We start from the raw sequence: 18,400 nt of genomic DNA, 5'->3' as shown, positions 1-18,400 counted from the left end.
AAAGGGCTGATTCTAGCGCGTGGCGTTCGCCCCCACGATGCGCCGCGCATGGTGCGGCGCGGCACGCAATATGCTCAGCGCCACCGGCGCCGTCGCGCGCATGCAACTGTCCACCGTCCAGCCAGAATACGGCTTTCCTCACCACGCGCTATGCTTTTTAGTGCGCGATGTGGCTGGCATGGGCCCGGCCACGCCGGCTTGTCTGCACGTTCAACCACGTTATCCGCCCCGGCATGGACCGGACCAAGCAAGAAGACTCCACGAGGGAGCCAACGTGAAAACGACTCTGGGCGCAGTGGTCCTGCTCGCCGCCAGTTCGGCCGCGAGCGCACAATCGAGCGTCACGATGTATGGCCGCGTGGATGGCGGCATCGAATATCTCAATCACATCGCGAACGGCAACGGCGGCAGTTCGAGCCGCTGGAGCGCCGAAGGCGGCGACTGGGGCACCAGCATGTTCGGCCTCAAGGGCACTGAGGACCTGGGCGGCGGCAGCGCCGCGATCTTCAACCTCGAAACGGCCGTGCAGATCATGAACGGCACCACGGGCGGCGGTCGGCTCTGGTCGCGCCGCGCGTATGTCGGTTTGAAGAACGACACATGGGGGCAACTGCAAGCCGGCCGTAATCTCTTCATCGACAGCGACGGCGTGTGGGCATTCGACCCGTTCGTGCAGCAGGCGGTGTCGTCGGCCTCGCTCGTGCGCGGGCGCAACTGGCAGCAAACGAGCAACAACATCGAATATCACAGCCCGGTGTGGAACGGTCTCGACGTGCAGGGCCAGTATTCGTTCGGCAACCAGCCAGGCAATTTCAACGCCGGCGCCGAAGGCGAGTTCGGCCGCTCGGACGGCATCATGCTCTCGTATCACTCGCCGCTCTTCGACCTGCGCGGCATCTACGACGAACTGCGCGATTCGAGCGGGCGCTTTTCCAACATCTTCACGGCCTCGCGCGAATACTTCGTGGGCGGCAACCTGCGCGTGCAGAAGTTCAAGATCCAGGCCGCGTATACGCATTACTCCGCACCCGATTCGCCGCCCGGCATTTCCGATACCGCCGACCACTACTGGCTGGGCGCGACGTACCAGGCCACGCCGAAGTGGGCGGTGACCGCCGCGGGTTTCTATATTCATGTAGGCGAGGGCGGCGGCGACGCCTCGCACGACCCCGCGAGCCACGCCATGCTCTACGCGCTCGGCGCGACGTACAACCTCAGTGCGCGCACCTTCCTGTATGGCACGGTCGCGTATGTGGACAACAGCAAGAACGGCACGTTCTCGGTGTTCGCGACGCCGCGCGACTCGAGCACGCCAACCAGCCCCATGGCTGGCCAATCGCAGACGGGCGCCTACGTCGGGATGATGCACGTGTTCTGACGCCACGCTTTTTCCGCCATCGCAGACGACATTCTTCGAGGAAGGTTGAGATCATGGCCAGACTATCGAAACCGCTGGGCTTCATCGGCGTCATCTCCGTGCTGTTCACCTTGCTCACGGCGGTGTATCTGCTGGCCGGCGGCGCGTGGCTGATGTCGCTCGGCGGCTCGCCGTACTACGTCGTGACGGGCGTGCTGCTGCTCGTCTTCGCGTGGCTGCTGTGGCGCGCGAGCCCCTCGGCGTTCGTGCTCTATGCGATCGTGCTGATCGGGACCGCGATCTGGGGCCTCTGGGAGTCGGGGCCGGACTTCTGGGCGCTCGTGCCGCGCTCGGGCGTGCTGGTGGTGTTCGGCATCTGGCTGCTCGTGCTCATGAGCTGGCACCTCGAGCGCCCGCGCCAGTTCGGCGTGCTTGCGCTCGTGGTCGGTCTGCTCGTGTGGGGCGGCGTGCTCGTGTATGCGCACTTCAACGACCCGCAACAGATCAACGGTTCGCTCGCGGCGGTGCGGGCCACGCCCGCGCCGAACGTCGACGGCATCGAGCCGTCCGAGTGGCCCGCCTATGGACGCGACCAGCAAGGCACGCGCTATTCGCCGCTGCAGCAGATCACGCCCGAGAACGTGCATAACCTCCAGGTGGCCTGGACCTTCCGCACCGGCGACACGAAAGGCCCCAACGATCCGGTCGAAATCACCAACGAAGTCACGCCGATCAAGATCGGCGATCTGCTCTACCTGTGCTCGCCGCACCAGATCCTGTTCGCGCTCGACGCGCAAACCGGCGAGCTCAAATGGAAGTTCGATCCGAAGCTGCAGGCCGATCCGTCGTTCCAGCACGTGACCTGCCGGGGCGTGTCGTTCGTGGATCTTTCGGCGGCGTCGGTGAACGCCGCGGCGGCGGACCTGGGCGCGACGGCGACGACGCCGGCGGCCGCATCGGACGCCGCGGCGGCTTCGGGCACCGAAGCGGCTACGCCAGCCAGTGATCCCGCGTCGGCAACGGAAGCCGCCGCGCCCGCGAGCGCACCCGCGGCCGCAGCAACGCCGGTCGCCGCGAACGGCACCTGCATGCGCCGCATCCTGCTGCCCGTGAACGACGGCCACCTCTACGCACTCGATGCGCTGACGGGCGAGCGCTGCGCGGGCTTCGGCAACAACGGCGACCTCGACCTGCAGCACGCCATGCCGGTGACGACACCGGGCATGTATGAGCCCACCTCGCCGCCCGTCGTCACGAACAAGGTGATCGTCGTGGCGGGCGCCGTGGAAGACAACTTCTCGACGCGCGAGCCCTCGGGCGTGATTCGCGGCTTCGACGTGCGCACGGGTCAACTGCTGTGGGCGTTCGATCCGGGCGCGGCGGACCCGAACAAGATTCCGGGCCCCGGCGAGCACTACACGTGGAACTCGCCGAACTCGTGGGCGCCGGCCGCGTACGATGCGAAGCTCGACATCGTCTATCTGCCGATGGGCGTGAAGACGCCGGACATCTGGGGCGGCGACCGCACGCCCGACCTCGAGCGTTACGCGACGGGCCTGCTCGCGCTGCACGCGTCGACCGGCAAGCTCGCCTGGTTCTACCAGACGGTGCACCACGACCTGTGGGACATGGATCAGCCCTCGCAGCCCACGCTTGCCGACATCACCGACAAGGACGGCAAGACCGTGCCGGTGGTCTACGTGCCTGCGAAGACGGGCAACCTGTTCGTGCTCGACCGCCGCACGGGTGAGCTCGTCGTGCCCGCGCCCGAAATGCCGGTGCCGCAGGGCGCGGCGCCTGGCGACCACGTCTCGGCCACGCAGCCGTTCTCGGCGCTCACGTTCCGGCCGTCGAAGAATCTCACCGACGCCGACATGTGGGGCGCCACGATGTACGACCAGCTCATCTGCCGCGTGATGTTCCACCAGCTGCGCTATGAAGGCACGTTCACGCCGCCTTCGCTGCAAGGCTCGCTCGTCTTCCCGGGCAACCTCGGCATGTTCGAGTGGGGCGGTCTCGCCATCGACACCGACCGGCAGGTCGCCGTGGCCAACCCCATCGCGCTGCCGTTCGTCTCGCGGCTCATTCCGCGCGGGCCCGGCAATCCGCTCGAGCCGCAGCCGGGCGCGAAGGGCAGCGGTACGGAAGCGGGCATCCAGCCGCAATACGGCGTGCCTTACGGCGTGACGCTCAATCCGTTCATGTCGCCGATCGGGCTGCCCTGCAAGCAGCCGGCGTGGGGTTATATCTCCGTCGTCGACCTCAAGACCAACCAGATCGTCTGGAAAAAGCGCATCGGCACGACGCGTGACAGCTCGCCGATTCCGGTGGCCTTCCGCACGGGCATGCCGATGCTGGGCGGCCCGATGGTGACGGCGGGCGGCGTGATCTTCATCGGCGCAACGGCGGACAACTACCTGCGCGCCTTCGACGTCAACAACGGCAACCGGCTCTGGCAAGCGCGTCTGCCCGCGGGCGGCCAGGCCACGCCGATGACGTACGCGGTGAATGGCCGCCAGTTCGTCGTGATCGCGGCAGGCGGGCACGGCTCGTTCGGCACGAAGCTCGGCGACTACGTGATTGCCTACGCGCTGCCGAAGCAATAAGCAACGCCCGGCCGCCCGGCAACACCGGGCGGCCGCGGCTTGCGGGTTTCCCACGCGGCGGCAGGCGCGAAGCACGGCGCCTGCCGCCCTTCATGGAGCATGCGACGCACCGCTCGTGCGCCTCACCCGCTTTTCCCTCATGAATCGAACATTGCGCGCGGCGCGCGCCTGGGCGGTGCTGTCTGCGGCAACTTTCGCCACGTTGCACACGATAAGCGCACACGCGCAAAGCTCGGTCACGCTGTACGGGGCACTCGACACGAGCATCGAGGTGACGAATCCGGGCGCGGGCTGGGTCGCGCGCATGGACTCGGGCGCGTATCGCGGCTCGCGCTTCGGGCTGCGCGGCGTGGAGGAGATCGGCGGCGGCATCAAGATATTGTTCGAGCTGGAAAACGGCTTCGGCTCCAACGACGGCACCTTTGCCGTCGCCAACACGATCTTCAACCGCCAGGCGTGGATAGGCCTCGGCACGCAGTGGGGCACGGTGCGGGTGGGGCGGCAATACTCGCCGATCTATATTCCGTTCAAGGGGCAGCTCGACGCGTTCGGCGCGGGCACCATCGCTTCGGGCCTCAACAATCTGTCGAAGATCACGCCTTACGAAAGCAACGCGATCACGTATCTGTCTCCCGACATCTACGGCTTCTCGACCACGCTGATGGCCTCGCTGCGCGATCCGTCCGCGGGCAGCAACGGGCTGGCCGGCAACATCGAAACCGTGGAGTGGCGGCGCGGGCCGTTTCGCATTTCGTATGCGCATCAACAGCAAAATGGCGATGGCGCGCTGCGAGCCAATCTGGGCGGCATGTCGTACGTGCTCGGCCCCGTGACCGGATTTCTCGCGTACTTCAACGGCGATGGCGGCACGCCGCGCAATCACAACAACGGCGTCTCGGTCTCGGCGCGCTATGCGATCACCTCGCGGTTTCGCGCGTCGCTCGGTTACGCGTGGGTGCACGACCTCTCGGGCGCCGACAACGACGCCGACCAGTTCAGCGCCGCGTGCGAGTACGACCTCTCGAAGCGCGTGCTGCTCTACGCGAGCGCAGGGTGGCTGCGCAATCGCAATGAGGCGACCTTCACGCTGCGCGGCGTGAACGTCACCGGCCTGCCGCCGTCCTGGCCGGGCGCGCCTGTGCGCGGCTTGCAGTTCGGCATGATCGACCGCTTTTAAAGCGTACCGCTTGTGCCACGCATCGCTCGTTGTTATCATGCGCCTTCCATACCTGCACACCGGACTCCAGCCAAAGTGGACAACTAAGCTTTCCCCAAAAATGTTTTCGCGCCAGCGTCATGCACGCTGCGCGAGTGGTTTCATACATTCGGGAGAAGCTTATGGCTCGAGTCACGCCAGCGGCGACGCTTGTCGCACTCCATCACATTTCATTCCGGTTCGATAGCGGCGTCACGCTATTCGACTCGCTCGACCTCGTTCTCGATCGCGTGCCCACGGGCATTGTCGGCCGCAACGGCGTCGGCAAAAGCCTGCTCGCGCAACTGATCGCGGGGCGAATCGCGCCGACGTCCGGCTCGATCGACCGGCACGTCAAGGTCGCGTTCGCGGCCCAGCAGCCCCTCGACGCATCACACGACAGCCAGACCGTTGCCCAGGTCGCGGGGCTCGACGCGCCGCTCGCGGCCCTGACCAGGCTAGCGATCGGCACGGCCGACATCGGCGATTTCGACGTAATCGGCGAGCGCTGGGATCTCGCCGCGCGCCTGCGCACGGCGCTCGATGCGGCGGGGCTCGATCATCTGGAGTCCGACACATTGGCGCAAACGCTCAGCGGCGGCGAGCTTGCGCGTGTCACGCTGATCGGCGCACTGCTGGCGGACGCCGGCTTGCTCGTGCTCGACGAGCCGACCAATCACCTCGACGCCGCCGGCCGCGCGTGGCTGCGCGGCGCGCTGGCGGGATGGCGCGGCGGCCTCGTCGTCGTGAGCCATGACCGTGCGCTGCTTGCGCACATGCAGCGCATCGTCGAGGTCACGCCCAGGGGACTGCGAAGCTATGGCGGCAACTATGCCAGCTACCGCGGCCAGCGCGATGCGGAACACGAAGCGGCAAAAAACGCGCTCAGCCATGCGCGTACCGAACGCGAGCGCGCCGCGCGCAGGCTTCAGCGCGAACACGACACGATCCAGCGACATGCCGCCGGAGCATTGCGTGACGCAAAGACGGCCAATCTGTCTTCGATGGCGAAAGAGGGGATCAAGGGCGGTGCGCGCAATGTGATGGGGCAGGTGAGGGCCGAGCAACGCGAGCACAAGGCGGCGCTCGATGAGCGCGTTAGCGAGGCCGCCGCGCGCGTCGAACCCGATGCGCCCGTGCTGGTGGCGCTGCCGGGCGCGGAGGTTAGCGCGCGCCGCCAGGTCTTCACGCTCGAAGCGGCGAGGCTGCCGTGGTTTGCACACGACGATCCTGCCGCCACGCTCGACTGGTCGTGCAGCGGCCCGGTGCGCGTGGCGCTGACGGGGCCGAACGGATGCGGGAAGTCGACGCTGCTGCGACTCCTCGCGGGACAGCTCGCGCCCAAAGCGGGGCACAGCGTGACGCATGTCCGCAGCGCGTACCTCGACCAGAAACTCGCGCAGCTCGATCCCGACCGCTCGATCGTCGAACAGCTCGGGTTGCTCGACACCCCGCTTGCAGAAGGGGAATTGCGCAGCCGGCTCGCGCTGTTGCAACTCGATGCCGCGCGCGTGACGCAACCGTCGCGCCACCTGAGCGGCGGGGAGCGGTTGAAGGCCGCGCTCGCCTGCGCGCTCTGGCGCGGCGCGCCGGCGCAGTTGCTGCTGCTCGACGAGCCGACCAACCACCTGGACGTGGAGTCCGTGCGCGCGATCGAAGGGGCACTGGCCGACTTCCCGGGCGCGCTGATCGTGGCCTCGCACGACGCCGACTTCATCGCCGCGCTCGCGCCGACGCATACGATGCAATGGAGTCGCGAGGGATGGCGCTACGATCCCGTCATCCAATCCATCGGATAACGAATCGATTTGCGGAGGCGCGCCTGGAAGCGATACGTCATCGCCACCTGCGCGACGGGATACCAGCGATAGCGTTCGACCTTCTCGGTGAGCTTTTGCTCCTCGTCCTGAATGTCATCCGGTCCGACGAAAAGCTGATAGATCTCCGGCACGCTATACGTGAGGTGCGGGCGCCCGTAGGCGACGCGAAGGTCGGCTGCAAAGCCGAAACCGCGCTTGACCTACTTGTGCCCGTAGCCGATGCCGAGGTAGGGCATCACGTGAGGAAGCGTGGCCTTCGCGGTGGGGGCGCCGCCCACTGCCGGCACGTAGGCGTTGCCGATCTTGTAGTTGCCGTCCGCATCGGGGTGGCGGTGGCCGTGAGCGTGTCGCTGTTGAAAAGCGCGCCGCCCGTTACGCGAAAAGCGTTCGAGGCGAACGGGAACAGGTCCAGATAGAGACCGCCTTGTGCGAGGCTGGAGAACGCGATGCCTACTCGAAGGCCGTACAGAGGCGCTCGATCGGTACCGCGATCAGTATGCAGATCGAAAAAGCGAGACCGAAGGTGAAGGCCACGGAAGCGGTCGCGCCGCACCATGCGATGAAGCGCCTGGCGTCGTGCTTTTCGTGCGCGACGTAGGCAATCTTGCGCCAGGCGCGGCCGGCGGCGTAGGTAATGGCGAGCGCAAGCACGAGCGCGCAGACCGAGGCGATGCCGAGGATCCACTGCGTGCCGTGCCAGCCTGGCATCGGATCCTGCGTGACAGCGTCGGCGCAGGCCGTCGAAACGAGCGTGACGCCGAGCGCCAGATGCAGCAGCCAGATGAGCGGCACCGCGCACAGACCGAGCCAGGCGGCGACGCGCTGTGCGCGCGTCGGCTCAGGGTGCGAGCCGGCGCCGGTGGGTTGCCCGGATGTGGGGGCGGACGTCATGGGTTCCTCCTGTGAGGCAGCACGGGTTGGCGGCGCAGGAGGTGTGCCTGGGTGGGGTTATTTGATTTTACATAACATAAATTATCGCAGTTTTTATTGTAGGTCCCAAATAGATGGAATGGTCGCCTCCCGCCTTAACGAGCCGTCCGGCGCCGCAGTCTCGCGTTCTGAGCACGCGACATTGCTGGTTCGGCAGTCCTGCCGTCAAGGAGAACCAGATGGAACCCACGACCATTGCCATCGACCTGGCCACGCGCGTTTTCCAGATTCACTACGTCGAGCCTGAGACCGGCGCGATTCACAGCAAGGTACTCAAGCGCGCCCAGCTCGTGCCGTTTTTCGCCAACCGGCCTGCGAGCCGTGTTGTCATGGAGGCCTGTGGCAGCGCCCATCACTGGGCCCGGGTCCTGGCGCGGCTTGGGCACGACGTGCGGCTCATCGCAGCCCAGTTCGTGAGGCCGTTCGTGAAGTCGAACAAGAATGACGCGGCCGACGCTGCGGCGATCTGGGAAGCCGCCCAGCGTCCGGGCATGCGGTTCGTGGCCGTCAAGACCGAAGACCAGCAGGCCATGCTGGCAATGCACCGCATACGCCAGCAACTGGTCCGGATCCGCGTCATGCAGGTCAACCAGCTTCGAGGGCTGCTCTACGAATTCGGTGTCGTGCTGCCGCAAGGTCGCCGGGCATCGATCGAGGCCGCGAAAGTCGCGCTGGCGTCATTGGCCGACCAGTTGCCAGCCATGCTCACAGACAGCCTGCAGGACCAGTTCTCGCGGCTTCGCGCACTCGACGAACAGATCGCGCGGATCGAACAGCGCATTCTCGACTGGCGCCGCAACGATGATGCATGCCGCCGCATCTCGGAGATTCCAGGTGTGGGTGTGCTCACGGCGACCGCTGCGGTATCGGTCATCGGACAGGCACAGACGTTTCGCTCCGGACGGGAATTTGCCGCCTATCTGGGGCTCGTGCCGCGACAGAACAGCTCCGGCGGCAAGGTAAAGCTCGGCAGCATCAGTAAACGCGGCGATGTGTATCTGCGAACGCTACTGATCCATGGTGCGCGATCGGTCATCGTGAGCGCAAGGCACTTGCCGGAGCGATTGCGCCAAATGCTGTCCAGGCGTCCAACGAACGTCGTTGCTGTCGCACTCGCAAACAAGATGGCGCGCACAATCTGGGCGCTGCTTGCGTACGGCCGAACGTATGAAGCAGCTCTCGCGCAGTGATCACGCTTCAAAGGCAGTAACTCCATTCACGGTTGCACAGGTGTACTGAGTGATGGCAAGACGGGTTGGACCGCGTAAAGGCAAGCCTGAGACATTTCTCGGACCTCGAGTCCGCCTTTTAGATTAGGACCTTTGCGGCGAAATCCATCGGGGCCGGCGGGCATGCCCGCGATCGAGTCCGGATATAAGTCCGCAACCACCCTCCTCGCCACGCACAATCACCTTGCAAATGGGAGGCGACCATATAAGAAATGTCGGGTTTGGCTATTTACAGATGTCGTGTTTCCAACCGCCACGCGCCAGCCCCAAACCCGACCGGCGCACGCCGACTCACTGCCCCTGTTGCTGAGCCGCTTGCTCGATCAGCGCAGCCACTTCCTTCGGATGCGACTCATAAACCGAATGGCTCGCGCCATCGATTTCCACCGTCCGCGCGTGAGCGCGCTTCGCGTACATGCGCTCGAGGTCCGGGTTGATGATCTTGTCCGCCTTCGCGACCAGATAAAACGTCGGCTTGATCTTCCACGCCGGATCCGGGATCTCCGACGCGAAAACGCCGGCCGCGGTCGGCATTTGTTCATGGGCCTCGAATTCGGCCTGCGCGATCGGAAGGTCGGCGGCGAAATCGCGCGGATAATCGGCGGGATTCAGGTACAGATAGTCGTCGGCTGTCTTCACGATGTCCTCATGGGGCGTCGCATTCGGATAACGCTTGCCATTCGAGACTTCGGTCTCGCCGACATCGAGCGCATGCGCGGCGATGTAGACGAGCGACTTCACGTGTGCGTCGTTGCCCGCCTCCGTGATGATCGCGCCGCCGTAGCTATGGCCGACGAGCACGCACGGGCCGTCCAGACTATCGATGACGCGCTTCGTCGCCGTCACGTCGTCCTTGAATGACGTCAGCGGTTCCTGCACGAGCGTCACGTTATAGCCGTCCTTCGTGAGAATGTCGTAGACCGGACGCCATCCGGCGCCGCCCACAAACGCGCCATGCACGAGGACGACGTTCTTGACGGGCGCGGCCTGCGCTGTCGTAGCGGCGCCGGCAACCAGGCAAAGCGCCGCTGCTGCATGCGCAACGGCAGATCGGAAAGAAGGGAAAGACATGGCAGCTCCTCGGAATGACGCGATGTGAACGAATCGATTGACAACACGGCCAGTCTAGAAAGCCGCCTCGAACGGGAGGGTTACCCGGTCATTACGAAAAAATGACGGGCCGGCGCCGGGGCATCGAATCAAAGGGACGGAAGATTCGTTATTTTCTTGTAATGACTGGGTAACCTTGGCGACCGAAGCGCCTACCTACACTGCAACCACGCAGTAACGCCTTGCCTCGCTTAGCCATGTTTCAAGTCGCTCGTTCCTAAGCCTGTCTTCGCGTCCATGCACAGTCGATGCTGCGGCTTTCCTTCCCGACTCATCCGCTCTGCGGATATCCAGGAGTATTGATCATGTCCAGGCTTCTTCTCAGCATTCTCGTCGCGGCTTCTGCGGTCGCCGTCCCGGCATATAGCTTCGCGCAGTCCACTCAACCGCTGACCCGCGCCGAAGTGCGTGCGGATCTCGTGCGTGTCGAGCAAGCCGGATACAGCCCGGGGCGCGGCGACGACATCGACTATCCGGCTGACATTCAGGCCGCCGAGGCCAAGGTCGCAGCAGCACAATACACGCAGGATTCGGCGCAACACGACATGGGTGGCGTATCGATGGCGGGCAGCTCGGCCGCGGGTTCGCGTACGCATACGCCCGCACCGTCCACCTGTGTCGGCCCGGCCAGCTATTGCATGACGTATTTTGGCAGCTGAATCGCCGGCGAACTATATTTAGTGATCCTGTTGAGACGGCTCGCCTTCCATGGACGGCGAGCCGATCTCGCCCGTTGCCAGGGCGAGCGTCGCCGCGGCAGAAAGCGCGGCGCTGTAGCTGTCGGCATAGGCGTTCTGCGCGGCGAGCAGCTGATTCTGCGTGAGGAGCGCATCGGTGATGGTGCCGACGCCGTGCCGGTACGCGGCGAACGCCGCATCATAGGTCGTCTGCGCAGCCTCGACCAGCGCCTTCGCGGCGTCGTTCGAGGCGAGGCTCGTGGAAAGCCCGTTCTGCGCGGCAACGACCTGCCGGACGGCTTCTTGCCTCGTATGGGTCAATTGCGCGGACGCACTGTCCGCATCGTTGCGCGCCTGCATCAATACGGCGGAACGCAAGCCGCCGTCGTACAGCGGAATCGTCACGCCAAGAAATATGCTGCCGCTGCGGCGGCTGCCGTTCAGGTTCACCGTTGCCGCCTGATCGCCGACCGGGGGAATCGCCGTGATCGACGTCGTGCCGGTGCCGTACGCGGCCGCGGCGGAGAGGAATATCTTCGGCATGAAGGCGGATTCGGCCGCGCGGATCTTCGCCTGGTTGGCCTGTTCCAGCGCATAGGCGCCCTGCACGTCCGGCCGCCGCGCAATCGCGTCGGTCACGATTGCATCGACGCTCTGGTGCAGCGCCGGCGTGAGCGTACGCGCCGGCAACGGGGCGATCAGCGGTTTCGACAAGGGCGAGATGCCGAGCGCAGAGACGAGGCTCAGATAGCTGTCGCTCAGCGCGCCGTCCGCCTGCACCTTCAGGAGATTGGCCTGGGCGCGGTTCTGCGTGGCCTGCGCGACCTCGACCACGGTGCCCACGCCCTGCTTTCGCCGTGCGCGCGCGGCGCTGAGAATGCCGTCCGCGTTGTCGAGCGCCTGCTGCGCGGTATGCTCCCGCGCGTTCGCGGCTTCGTACGTGTAGTACGCGATGCTCACGTCGTGGATCACGTGCTGGTGAACCGACGTGAAGGCGACGTTCGCCGCCACGGAAAGCTGCTTGGCCGCGTCGAGGTGCGCGCGGCGGCCGCCGAAATCGAATAGCAGCCATTGCAGCGAGAGCACCGAAACCGTGCCGTGAATGTTCGAGTTGGTCGATGTGGTGCCGAGCAACGGCGTCGACGCCGCGCCGCTCGCCGCCTCGTATCCGCCCATGGCGGTGGCGGTGAGCTGCGGCAAGTAGGCGGTCTTCGCGATGCCCGCTGCGAGCGCCGCATTGCGCGCGTCGTTCCAGGCGATGCGCGTGAGCGGGTTCGTCGACTCCGCGAGATCGATCAGCTCGGGCAGCGTGTACGCGTGGTTCGCATCGAGCGCCGCCGCGGGTTCGATCGAAGCGAGCGCGGCGCTGCGCGGCAACGTGTAGCCCGCCTGCGTCGCCTCGCTGGCACTGCGCGGCGGCCCGGGCACGATGTTGCCGCCGGCGTCCGTCTGCGGCGGCCAGGGTCGGTCCGGCGCGGCAGGCGCGAGATCGATCGACGATGTCGCACACCCTTCGAGGCCCGCCATGGCCAACGCGGCAGCCAGCGCGGCGGCCAGGACGATGAGCCGGGGCGTTGGTTCAGGAGCGCGCATCGGTCGTCGTCTCCCTGGCCGAAGCCGGGCGCGTGATTTCGGCGATCTGTCCGAACCGCTTTGCGATGACGTTCTGGAGCGCATCGAGTGCGGGGTCGGCCGTGCGGTCCTCCGCGGCCTCGGCGTCTCGCGTCTGCGTGGCGGCGGCATGCTGCGCGGCTTGCACGTGCGCGTCGTCGCCGGCAGCGAGGCGCTGGGCGATTTCCCCCAGCCGCACCGCGCCCGCGCGCCCTGCCGCCAGGACCAGCGGCGCCTCCAGCGCCTCGAGCTCCGCGAGCGCGCGCCGCCGGCTCGCTACCCACTCCGGCTCGGGACGCACCCACGAAGGCTCGTAGTGAATCAGGCCGATGTCCTGGCGCAGTCCGCCGTACTGGGCGAGCGCGCCTGCCGCGAGCGCGCTGCGCGTGCGGGCGTCCGCCGCGTGCGCGATGCGGCTCCACTGCGCAACCAGCGCCTTGAACGTCGCGTCGATCCGGCTCGCGATGCTCACGGGCCAGACGCGCGTGAAGACCAGATAGATCACGACGTTGCCGATCAGGATGCCGATCACGCGGTCGCGCGCGAGCGTGAGGTCGAACGCGGGCGCCGCGCCCTGGATCACGCACAGGAAGAAGGCGAACGCGATCTGCATGCCCGCGTAGGCGATCCGTGCGGACCCCATCGCCACCCACGCGGCCAGCCAGCCACCCGCGAACACCAGCGCCATCAGTTCGCCCACCGAGGTCAAACGAGGCGTGACGAACACGATCGCCGCCGTGCCGAACAACGCGCCGATGAGACAGCCCGCAATGCGCAGGGTCAGCTTCTCGACGGTTTCGGCCGTGGTGCTGAGCGACACCATATAGCAGGTGATGAAGCACGTATGAATCCCCTGCCAGTCGAGCTGCTGATACAGCACGTAGCAGAACATCGCCGCCGCCGTGGTCTTCAGCGCGTAACGGACGTGATCGGGATTCGAGAAAGCATCGGCGTCGAAAAAGCCGCTGCGTTCGGCAGGCTCGGCGGCTTTTTCGGGCGCCGGAACCGGCGCGGCGGCGGGCTCCGCATGCGGCACCGCGAAGCCCTCCAGCGCCGCGCGCAGGTCGGCGAGCACGAGCGCCGGTAGCGCGGCCCCCTCGGGCAGGTCCGGCGCCTCGAGCGTGACATCCACGGGATAGCCGCCCGCCTCGAGCATCGCGGCCATCTGCGTCATCGTTTCGGCAAGCTGCGCCGCGCATGCGTCGGGCAGGCGCGCGCCGGGCTCGCTCGCCGCAAAATCCGTCGCGACCAGGATCGCCGTCGTGGACGCCGCCGCCTGGCGCAGCGCCGCGCCGTCGGCCGGCACCAACGTGCCTTCGAGCGTCGAGAGCTTGAGCCACGTGACGATCTGATGGTCGCCCTCGCGCAGGCTCGCTTCGAATGCGGCGCGCTCCTCATCGGTCGCCGTGCCCGTGAGGCGGCGCGCAGCGAGCCTCAGGCGCCGCGCAAGCTGCGCGGTGGCGAGCCGGCGCGGCGACGGCGCGATCACGACATTCACGACGATCGCCACGCCGATCGGAATCGCAACCATCAGCCATGCGTACATCAGGCCACGCGTCGCCGCTTCGCCAAGCGGCGCGAGGCCGAGTTCGTCGAGCCCGAAGCCGACGATCATCGCCAGGATCGCGCCGATCGGCCGAAGCTTGCTTGCCGACGTCGCGAATAGCAGTCCGAACGACAGGAGCGCCATGCTCGCCACGCGCAGCGGCGGCTGGTCGATCGTGAGGATCGCGAAGATCATCACGATCCCGATGATCACGGTCACCAGCAGCATCAAGGCGAACGACATGACCACGCTCGTCATGCGGTCGGGCCGGTTCAGGAAGAACACGATATAGACGGCCGTCGCGGCATCGGGCGTGCCGTAGCCGACCGTCACGAGCACCGTGAGCGCGCAGATCAGCGCGATGCGTGTGACGATCGCGGCGCGGCCCGGAAACGGCGCGAGCAGCCTGGCGATTTCCCGCGGACCGGGCCGCCTGATGTCACCGGCAAGACTGGCCATGCCGGACCTCGACGATCGCGCTGGCGCCGATGCGCACCAGTTTGTTGACCGGCGCGTCGATGCGCACGCGAACCGGGAAGCGTTGCGCCACGCGCACCCAGTTCACCGACTGCTGCACGTACGGCAGGCTGCGCGGCAGGTTCACGCGGTCCGTGTCCATGATGCCGGCGCCGATGCCGATCACCTTGCCGCTCATCGGCTGTCTGCGGTCGATCATCGAGTACACGGTGGCGCAGTCGCCCACCTCGATGGCGCCGAGCGCCGTCTCGCGGAAGTTCGCCACGGCAAACCATTCGCCCGAGTGAACCAGCGTGAAGATGGACTGGTTCGGCGCGACCGTCTCGCCCGCGAGGATCGTCAGGCCCGTCACGTAGCCGTCGAACGGCGCGCGCACGACGGTATCGTCGAGGCCGCGCTGCGCGATGGCCAGCGCGGCCTCGCGGGCATGCAGGGCCGCGATGGCGTCGGTGTCGTCGCCGACCGTCTGCGCCGATGAGTGCTGCTGCACCTTCGCCTGCGCGAGCGAGACGCTCGCGTCGCGCTGCGCCACGACCGCCTGGTCGAGCTGCTGCGCCGACACATAGCCTTGCGCCGCGAGCGGCCGCAGCCGGTCGACGCTGCGCGTCGCTAGATCGTAGTTGTGCGTCGCACGACGGGTCTGGTCGGCCGCGATCGTCGCGTTCGAGGTCTCGCCGATCAGCGTGCGGCGGCGCGTGGCGAGCGCGGCGTGCGCCAGCTCGACTTCGGCCTGCGCCTGCGCGACCGCGAGCCGGTACGGCACCGGATCGATTTCGAACAGCACGTCGCCTTTGGCAACATGCTGGTTCTCCTCCACGGGCACGCGTATGATGCGGCCGCCCACGGGGGACGCGACGTGGACGACGTCCGCGTCGATCGACGCGTCGTCGGTGGACGGATAGCGCGACGACCGCTCGTACGCGTACCAGAGCGCCGCCGCGCCGAGCAGGACGATCACGATGGCGATCGCGCGGCCCTTCCATGCATGTCGAGGATTCTGGCCGGCCATTTTCATGTCAGAGCTGCCCCGTTCCCCACAGCCAGACGAGCACCCCGGCGACGATGCCGATCGCGGTGCAGACGGACAGCTGGTACGGCACCACGCGAATCCAGCCGGTAGAGATGAACACGCGATGCGCGACGAGCGCGCCCACGATGCCGATCACGGCGCTCACGAGCCAGTACGGGAAGTACGCACCGAAGAGCGACCAGGACGGCGCGCCGCGGGCCACGCAACCCGCAAGCGGCATGAAAGCCAGCAATGAGCAAACGACAGCGAGTCTGGGCCATGTACGTTGTTTCATCGCGTCTTCTACGCTTCATGACTGGAATAAACGCTGAATTCCACTCGTACGGACAACCCATGCGCGCACCGATGGGTTGCGTCCCGCATTCCCAATTCAAGGCAGCCCATCATAGCGCGGTTTGTCGCACCGCCGCCCCTGGGGCGCCTACTGGCTGCGGGGCTCGCGCTGCCGAGGGAACACGAGCGTAAAGCGCGTCACGCCGTTGCTGCTCGATGCTTTCCACGTGCCGCCGTGCAGCAACATGATGCTGCGCACGATCGAAAGCCCTAGCCCGCTCGACTCCGACGAGCGGTGCCGTGACGGATCGGCCCGATAGAAGCGGTCGAAGATCCGCTCGAGATGATGTGGCTCGATCGTCGGTCCGAGATTTTCGACATGGAGCGTCGTCGCTTCGGGGCCTTGCTGCGCTACGGTCGAGATCGCCGTCCCCGGTTCGGCATAGCGCAAGGCATTCGCAAGCAGATTGCCCAGCGCACGGCGCAGCAGATCCGGATCCGCGCATACGTGGCCTTCGCCGCGCCACTCGAGGCTCACGTTGCGGTCCTCCGCGAGACCTTCGAAATACTCCTGCATGCGCTCGAACTCCACGGCGAGCGGCAGGTCCTTGCGCTCGATGGCGTTATCGGCCTGCTCGGTGCGCGCGAGAAACAGCATGTTGTCGATCATCTTCGACAGACGTTGCAATTCCTCGTAATTCGAGCCGAGCAGCCGCTGGTAATACGCGGTGTCGCGCGTCTGGCTCAAGCCGACTTCGGTCTGCCCGAGCAGATTGCCGATGGGTGTGCGCAGGTCGTGCGCCATGTCGGCCGATACCTGCTTCAACTGCGTGAAGCCACGCTCGAGCCGGTCGAGCATGCCGTTGAACGCCGCGATCAGTGCGTCGAGTTCGGGCGGCGCGGCACGCTGCTCGATGCGCGTCGAAAGCGTGCTGATGCCGATCGCCCCGGTTTGCGCCGCGAGAACGCGCAACGGCTGCATGTTGCGGCGCGCCAGGACGAAAGCGAGCAAGGCGACGATGGTTGCGCCAGCGGAGGCGAACAGCAGTATCTGGTTGCGGTATGCCCGCAGCAATTGCGTGCGCTCGGTCAGCAAGCGGCCGGAAATGATCTGCAGGTCCTGTTTGCCGGCGACGTCGTGCGCCGCAGCAGCGACGTAAATGAACGGTGTGCCATCGGCCGCAAACGTATGCTGGACGGCACCGAGCGTGAGCGGCGCGTCCACCGGCACAGGCTTCATGTCCGGCACCGCCCTGTGGCCGGGATTCACCGTAATGAGCGGCGCTTCACCGGGAAAGCCCACGATCAACAGCGATTCCGTATTGCCGAGCATGTTCGCGAAGAGATGGGGCTTGTCGCGTATCAGCTCGCGCACGTCGACATCGTTCATCAGCGTGCGAAGTTGGTCCACACGCGTCACCAGCGCCGCGTCGTCGCGCACCATCAGTTGCCGCTCCAGGCCGCGATACAGCAAGGTGCCGAGCAACGCCATCGCGGTAAATACGATGAGTGCGTATAACAACGCAAGGCGCGTGGTGAGGGAAAGCCGCTTCATGCTTCGTACTCGAAACGGTATCCCACGCCGTGAATCGTATGAATCAGACGAACCGGGAACGGGTCGTCGATCTTCTGCCGCAGCCGGCGCACCGCAACATCGACCACGTTGCTATCGCTGTCGAAGTTCATGTCCCAGACGCGCGAAGCGATCAGGGCGCGCGACAGCACCTGACCTTGATGCTCCAGAAAGAACGCCAGCAGGTTGAATTCCTTGTTGGTGAGCGTGAGGCGCACGCCGCCCCGGTCGACTCGCCGCTTCGGCACGTCGACCCGCAGATCCCCGACTTCGAAGACCTGCTCCTCCTGCTTTTGAGGCTGGCCGCGCCGCAGTATGATGCGGATGCGCGCCAGCAACTCGGCAAACGAGAAAGGCTTGACGAGATAATCGTCGGCGCCGAGATCGAGGCCCTTGAGCCGGTCTTCGAGCGTGCCGCGTGCGCTCAGGAACAACACTGGCGTCTTGATGCGGGCACCGAGCTTCTTCATGACGGTCCAGCCATCCATCTCCGGCATCATCACGTCGAGCAGGATCAGGTCGTAAGCCATCTCCTGCGCGAGGTGCAGCCCGTCGATGCCGTTCGTGGCCACGTCCACCACGTAGCCGGCTTCCGTCAAGCCATTCTGGATGTACTCGCTGGTCTTGGCTTCGTCTTCGATGACGAGGATTTTCATGGCGTCCGATCCCTGCACTCTCATGCGCGTGTCACTGATTCTCTGCTCGTTTGCGCCCCTATACCAGCCGGGCTTGATAGCAGTCTAGGCAGTGCGTTCCAACAGGGCCGTTACTCAGTGATTACAGAGAAATGACAATGCGTCGCGTGTTCTCTCCCTGATATTTTTTTGTAATGACCCGGTCACGCTGCTGTTTTTGCACGGCGCCTAGACTGCGAATCCGTTGTACCGCATACCCACTTGCGCAGCGCCGTTTCCGCGGAGTGCGATGGATCACCGGTACCGCACATTCCTCCAATGACCCACTAAG

At 65.9% G+C, this 18,400-nt stretch carries 15 protein-coding genes; 6 read left to right on the top strand and 9 right to left on the bottom strand.

Features of this window, described 5'->3' with window-relative positions; all coding sequences use genetic code 11:
• Positions 1 to 274 precede the first annotated feature (274 nt).
• The 4 genes from AB4Y35_RS23980 (at position 275) to AB4Y35_RS23965 (ending at position 6,957) form a co-directional block, all read left to right on the top strand.
• The gene (locus AB4Y35_RS23980; RefSeq protein ID WP_368706267.1) at positions 275 to 1,378 is read left to right on the top strand and encodes a porin; all 1,104 of its coding nucleotides are present in this window, start codon (positions 275 to 277) and stop codon (positions 1,376 to 1,378) included.
• Between the two features lie 53 nt (positions 1,379 to 1,431).
• Positions 1,432 to 3,963, top strand: a complete 2,532-nt coding sequence (locus AB4Y35_RS23975; RefSeq protein ID WP_368706266.1) for a glucose/quinate/shikimate family membrane-bound PQQ-dependent dehydrogenase — start codon at positions 1,432 to 1,434, stop codon at positions 3,961 to 3,963.
• A 139-nt stretch (positions 3,964 to 4,102) separates the two neighbouring features.
• Positions 4,103 to 5,140: a porin gene (locus AB4Y35_RS23970; protein WP_368706265.1), complete on the top strand. Its 1,038-nt coding sequence runs from the start codon at positions 4,103 to 4,105 to the stop codon at positions 5,138 to 5,140.
• A 161-nt stretch (positions 5,141 to 5,301) separates the two neighbouring features.
• Positions 5,302 to 6,957: an ABC-F family ATP-binding cassette domain-containing protein gene (locus tag AB4Y35_RS23965; RefSeq protein ID WP_368706264.1), complete on the top strand. Its 1,656-nt coding sequence runs from the start codon at positions 5,302 to 5,304 to the stop codon at positions 6,955 to 6,957.
• On the opposite strand, the gene AB4Y35_RS23960 is transcribed toward AB4Y35_RS23965, so the two are convergent.
• A complete protein-coding gene (locus AB4Y35_RS23960; protein WP_368706263.1) occupies positions 6,927 to 7,109 on the bottom strand; it encodes a hypothetical protein in 183 nt (60 codons plus the stop codon). The two genes, AB4Y35_RS23965 and AB4Y35_RS23960, sit on opposite strands and share 31 nt — an antisense overlap.
• A gap of 319 nt (positions 7,110 to 7,428) precedes the next feature.
• Positions 7,429 to 7,869 (bottom strand): hypothetical protein, encoded by a 441-nt coding sequence (locus AB4Y35_RS23955; protein WP_368706262.1) that lies wholly within the window; start codon positions 7,867 to 7,869, stop codon positions 7,429 to 7,431.
• A 218-nt stretch (positions 7,870 to 8,087) separates the two neighbouring features.
• On the opposite strand from AB4Y35_RS23955, the gene AB4Y35_RS23950 reads away from it, so the two are divergent.
• Positions 8,088 to 9,098, top strand: a complete 1,011-nt coding sequence (locus tag AB4Y35_RS23950) for an IS110 family transposase (protein ID WP_368706261.1) — start codon at positions 8,088 to 8,090, stop codon at positions 9,096 to 9,098.
• 330 nt (positions 9,099 to 9,428) lie between these two features.
• Here AB4Y35_RS23950 and AB4Y35_RS23945 read toward each other — a convergent pair whose 3' ends face one another.
• Positions 9,429 to 10,208, bottom strand: coding sequence for an alpha/beta hydrolase (locus AB4Y35_RS23945; RefSeq protein WP_368706260.1), 780 nt, complete (start codon positions 10,206 to 10,208; stop codon positions 9,429 to 9,431).
• A gap of 344 nt (positions 10,209 to 10,552) precedes the next feature.
• On the opposite strand from AB4Y35_RS23945, the gene AB4Y35_RS23940 reads away from it, so the two are divergent.
• Positions 10,553 to 10,906, top strand: a complete 354-nt coding sequence (locus AB4Y35_RS23940) for a DUF4148 domain-containing protein (protein ID WP_368706259.1) — start codon at positions 10,553 to 10,555, stop codon at positions 10,904 to 10,906.
• An 18-nt stretch (positions 10,907 to 10,924) separates the two neighbouring features.
• On the opposite strand, the gene AB4Y35_RS23935 is transcribed toward AB4Y35_RS23940, so the two are convergent.
• The 6 genes from AB4Y35_RS23935 to AB4Y35_RS23910 form a co-directional block, all read right to left on the bottom strand.
• Positions 10,925 to 12,517 carry a TolC family protein gene (locus AB4Y35_RS23935; protein WP_368706258.1) on the bottom strand — a complete coding sequence of 531 codons (1,593 nt, stop codon included), beginning with the start codon at positions 12,515 to 12,517 and terminating at the stop codon, positions 10,925 to 10,927.
• The gene (locus AB4Y35_RS23930; protein WP_368706257.1) at positions 12,504 to 14,540 is read right to left on the bottom strand and encodes an FUSC family protein; all 2,037 of its coding nucleotides are present in this window, start codon (positions 14,538 to 14,540) and stop codon (positions 12,504 to 12,506) included. Before AB4Y35_RS23930 ends, AB4Y35_RS23935 begins: the two co-directional genes overlap by 14 nt.
• Positions 14,521 to 15,573, bottom strand: coding sequence for a multidrug transporter subunit MdtN (gene mdtN / locus AB4Y35_RS23925; protein ID WP_368706256.1), 1,053 nt, complete (start codon positions 15,571 to 15,573; stop codon positions 14,521 to 14,523). The genes AB4Y35_RS23930 and mdtN overlap by 20 nt, the downstream gene beginning before the upstream one ends.
• Before the next feature lies 1 nt (position 15,574).
• Positions 15,575 to 15,862, bottom strand: coding sequence for a hypothetical protein (locus AB4Y35_RS23920; RefSeq protein ID WP_368706255.1), 288 nt, complete (start codon positions 15,860 to 15,862; stop codon positions 15,575 to 15,577).
• 147 nt (positions 15,863 to 16,009) lie between these two features.
• The gene (locus AB4Y35_RS23915; protein ID WP_368706254.1) at positions 16,010 to 17,416 is read right to left on the bottom strand and encodes a heavy metal sensor histidine kinase; all 1,407 of its coding nucleotides are present in this window, start codon (positions 17,414 to 17,416) and stop codon (positions 16,010 to 16,012) included.
• Positions 17,413 to 18,090 carry a heavy metal response regulator transcription factor gene (locus AB4Y35_RS23910; RefSeq protein WP_368706253.1) on the bottom strand — a complete coding sequence of 226 codons (678 nt, stop codon included), beginning with the start codon at positions 18,088 to 18,090 and terminating at the stop codon, positions 17,413 to 17,415. Before AB4Y35_RS23910 ends, AB4Y35_RS23915 begins: the two co-directional genes overlap by 4 nt.
• Positions 18,091 to 18,400: the final 310 nt, after the last annotated feature.

It is taken from the genome of Paraburkholderia sp. EG286A, from assembly GCF_040965375.1.
In the GTDB taxonomy this organism is placed as follows: domain Bacteria; phylum Pseudomonadota; class Gammaproteobacteria; order Burkholderiales; family Burkholderiaceae; genus Paraburkholderia.
This window is presented reverse-complemented; position numbering and strand designations above follow the sequence as displayed.

Excerpts from the sequence above, each read along its gene's own strand:
- AB4Y35_RS23975 (WP_368706266.1), top strand. The coding sequence starts at position 1,432 with ATGGCCAGACTATCGAAACCGCTGGGCTTCATCGGCGTCATCTCCGTG.
- AB4Y35_RS23970 (WP_368706265.1), top strand. The coding sequence starts at position 4,103 with ATGAATCGAACATTGCGCGCGGCGCGCGCCTGGGCGGTGCTGTCTGCG.
- AB4Y35_RS23965 (WP_368706264.1), top strand. The coding sequence starts at position 5,302 with ATGGCTCGAGTCACGCCAGCGGCGACGCTTGTCGCACTCCATCACATT.
- AB4Y35_RS23955 (WP_368706262.1), bottom strand. The coding sequence starts at position 7,869 with ATGACGTCCGCCCCCACATCCGGGCAACCCACCGGCGCCGGCTCGCAC.
- AB4Y35_RS23950 (WP_368706261.1), top strand. The coding sequence starts at position 8,088 with ATGGAACCCACGACCATTGCCATCGACCTGGCCACGCGCGTTTTCCAG.
- AB4Y35_RS23945 (WP_368706260.1), bottom strand. The coding sequence starts at position 10,208 with ATGTCTTTCCCTTCTTTCCGATCTGCCGTTGCGCATGCAGCAGCGGCG.
- AB4Y35_RS23940 (WP_368706259.1), top strand. The coding sequence starts at position 10,553 with ATGTCCAGGCTTCTTCTCAGCATTCTCGTCGCGGCTTCTGCGGTCGCC.
- AB4Y35_RS23935 (WP_368706258.1), bottom strand. The coding sequence starts at position 12,517 with ATGCGCGCTCCTGAACCAACGCCCCGGCTCATCGTCCTGGCCGCCGCG.
- AB4Y35_RS23930 (WP_368706257.1), bottom strand. The coding sequence starts at position 14,540 with ATGGCCAGTCTTGCCGGTGACATCAGGCGGCCCGGTCCGCGGGAAATC.
- mdtN (WP_368706256.1), bottom strand. The coding sequence starts at position 15,573 with ATGAAAATGGCCGGCCAGAATCCTCGACATGCATGGAAGGGCCGCGCG.
- AB4Y35_RS23920 (WP_368706255.1), bottom strand. The coding sequence starts at position 15,862 with ATGAAACAACGTACATGGCCCAGACTCGCTGTCGTTTGCTCATTGCTG.
- AB4Y35_RS23915 (WP_368706254.1), bottom strand. The coding sequence starts at position 17,416 with ATGAAGCGGCTTTCCCTCACCACGCGCCTTGCGTTGTTATACGCACTC.
- AB4Y35_RS23910 (WP_368706253.1), bottom strand. The coding sequence starts at position 18,090 with ATGAAAATCCTCGTCATCGAAGACGAAGCCAAGACCAGCGAGTACATC.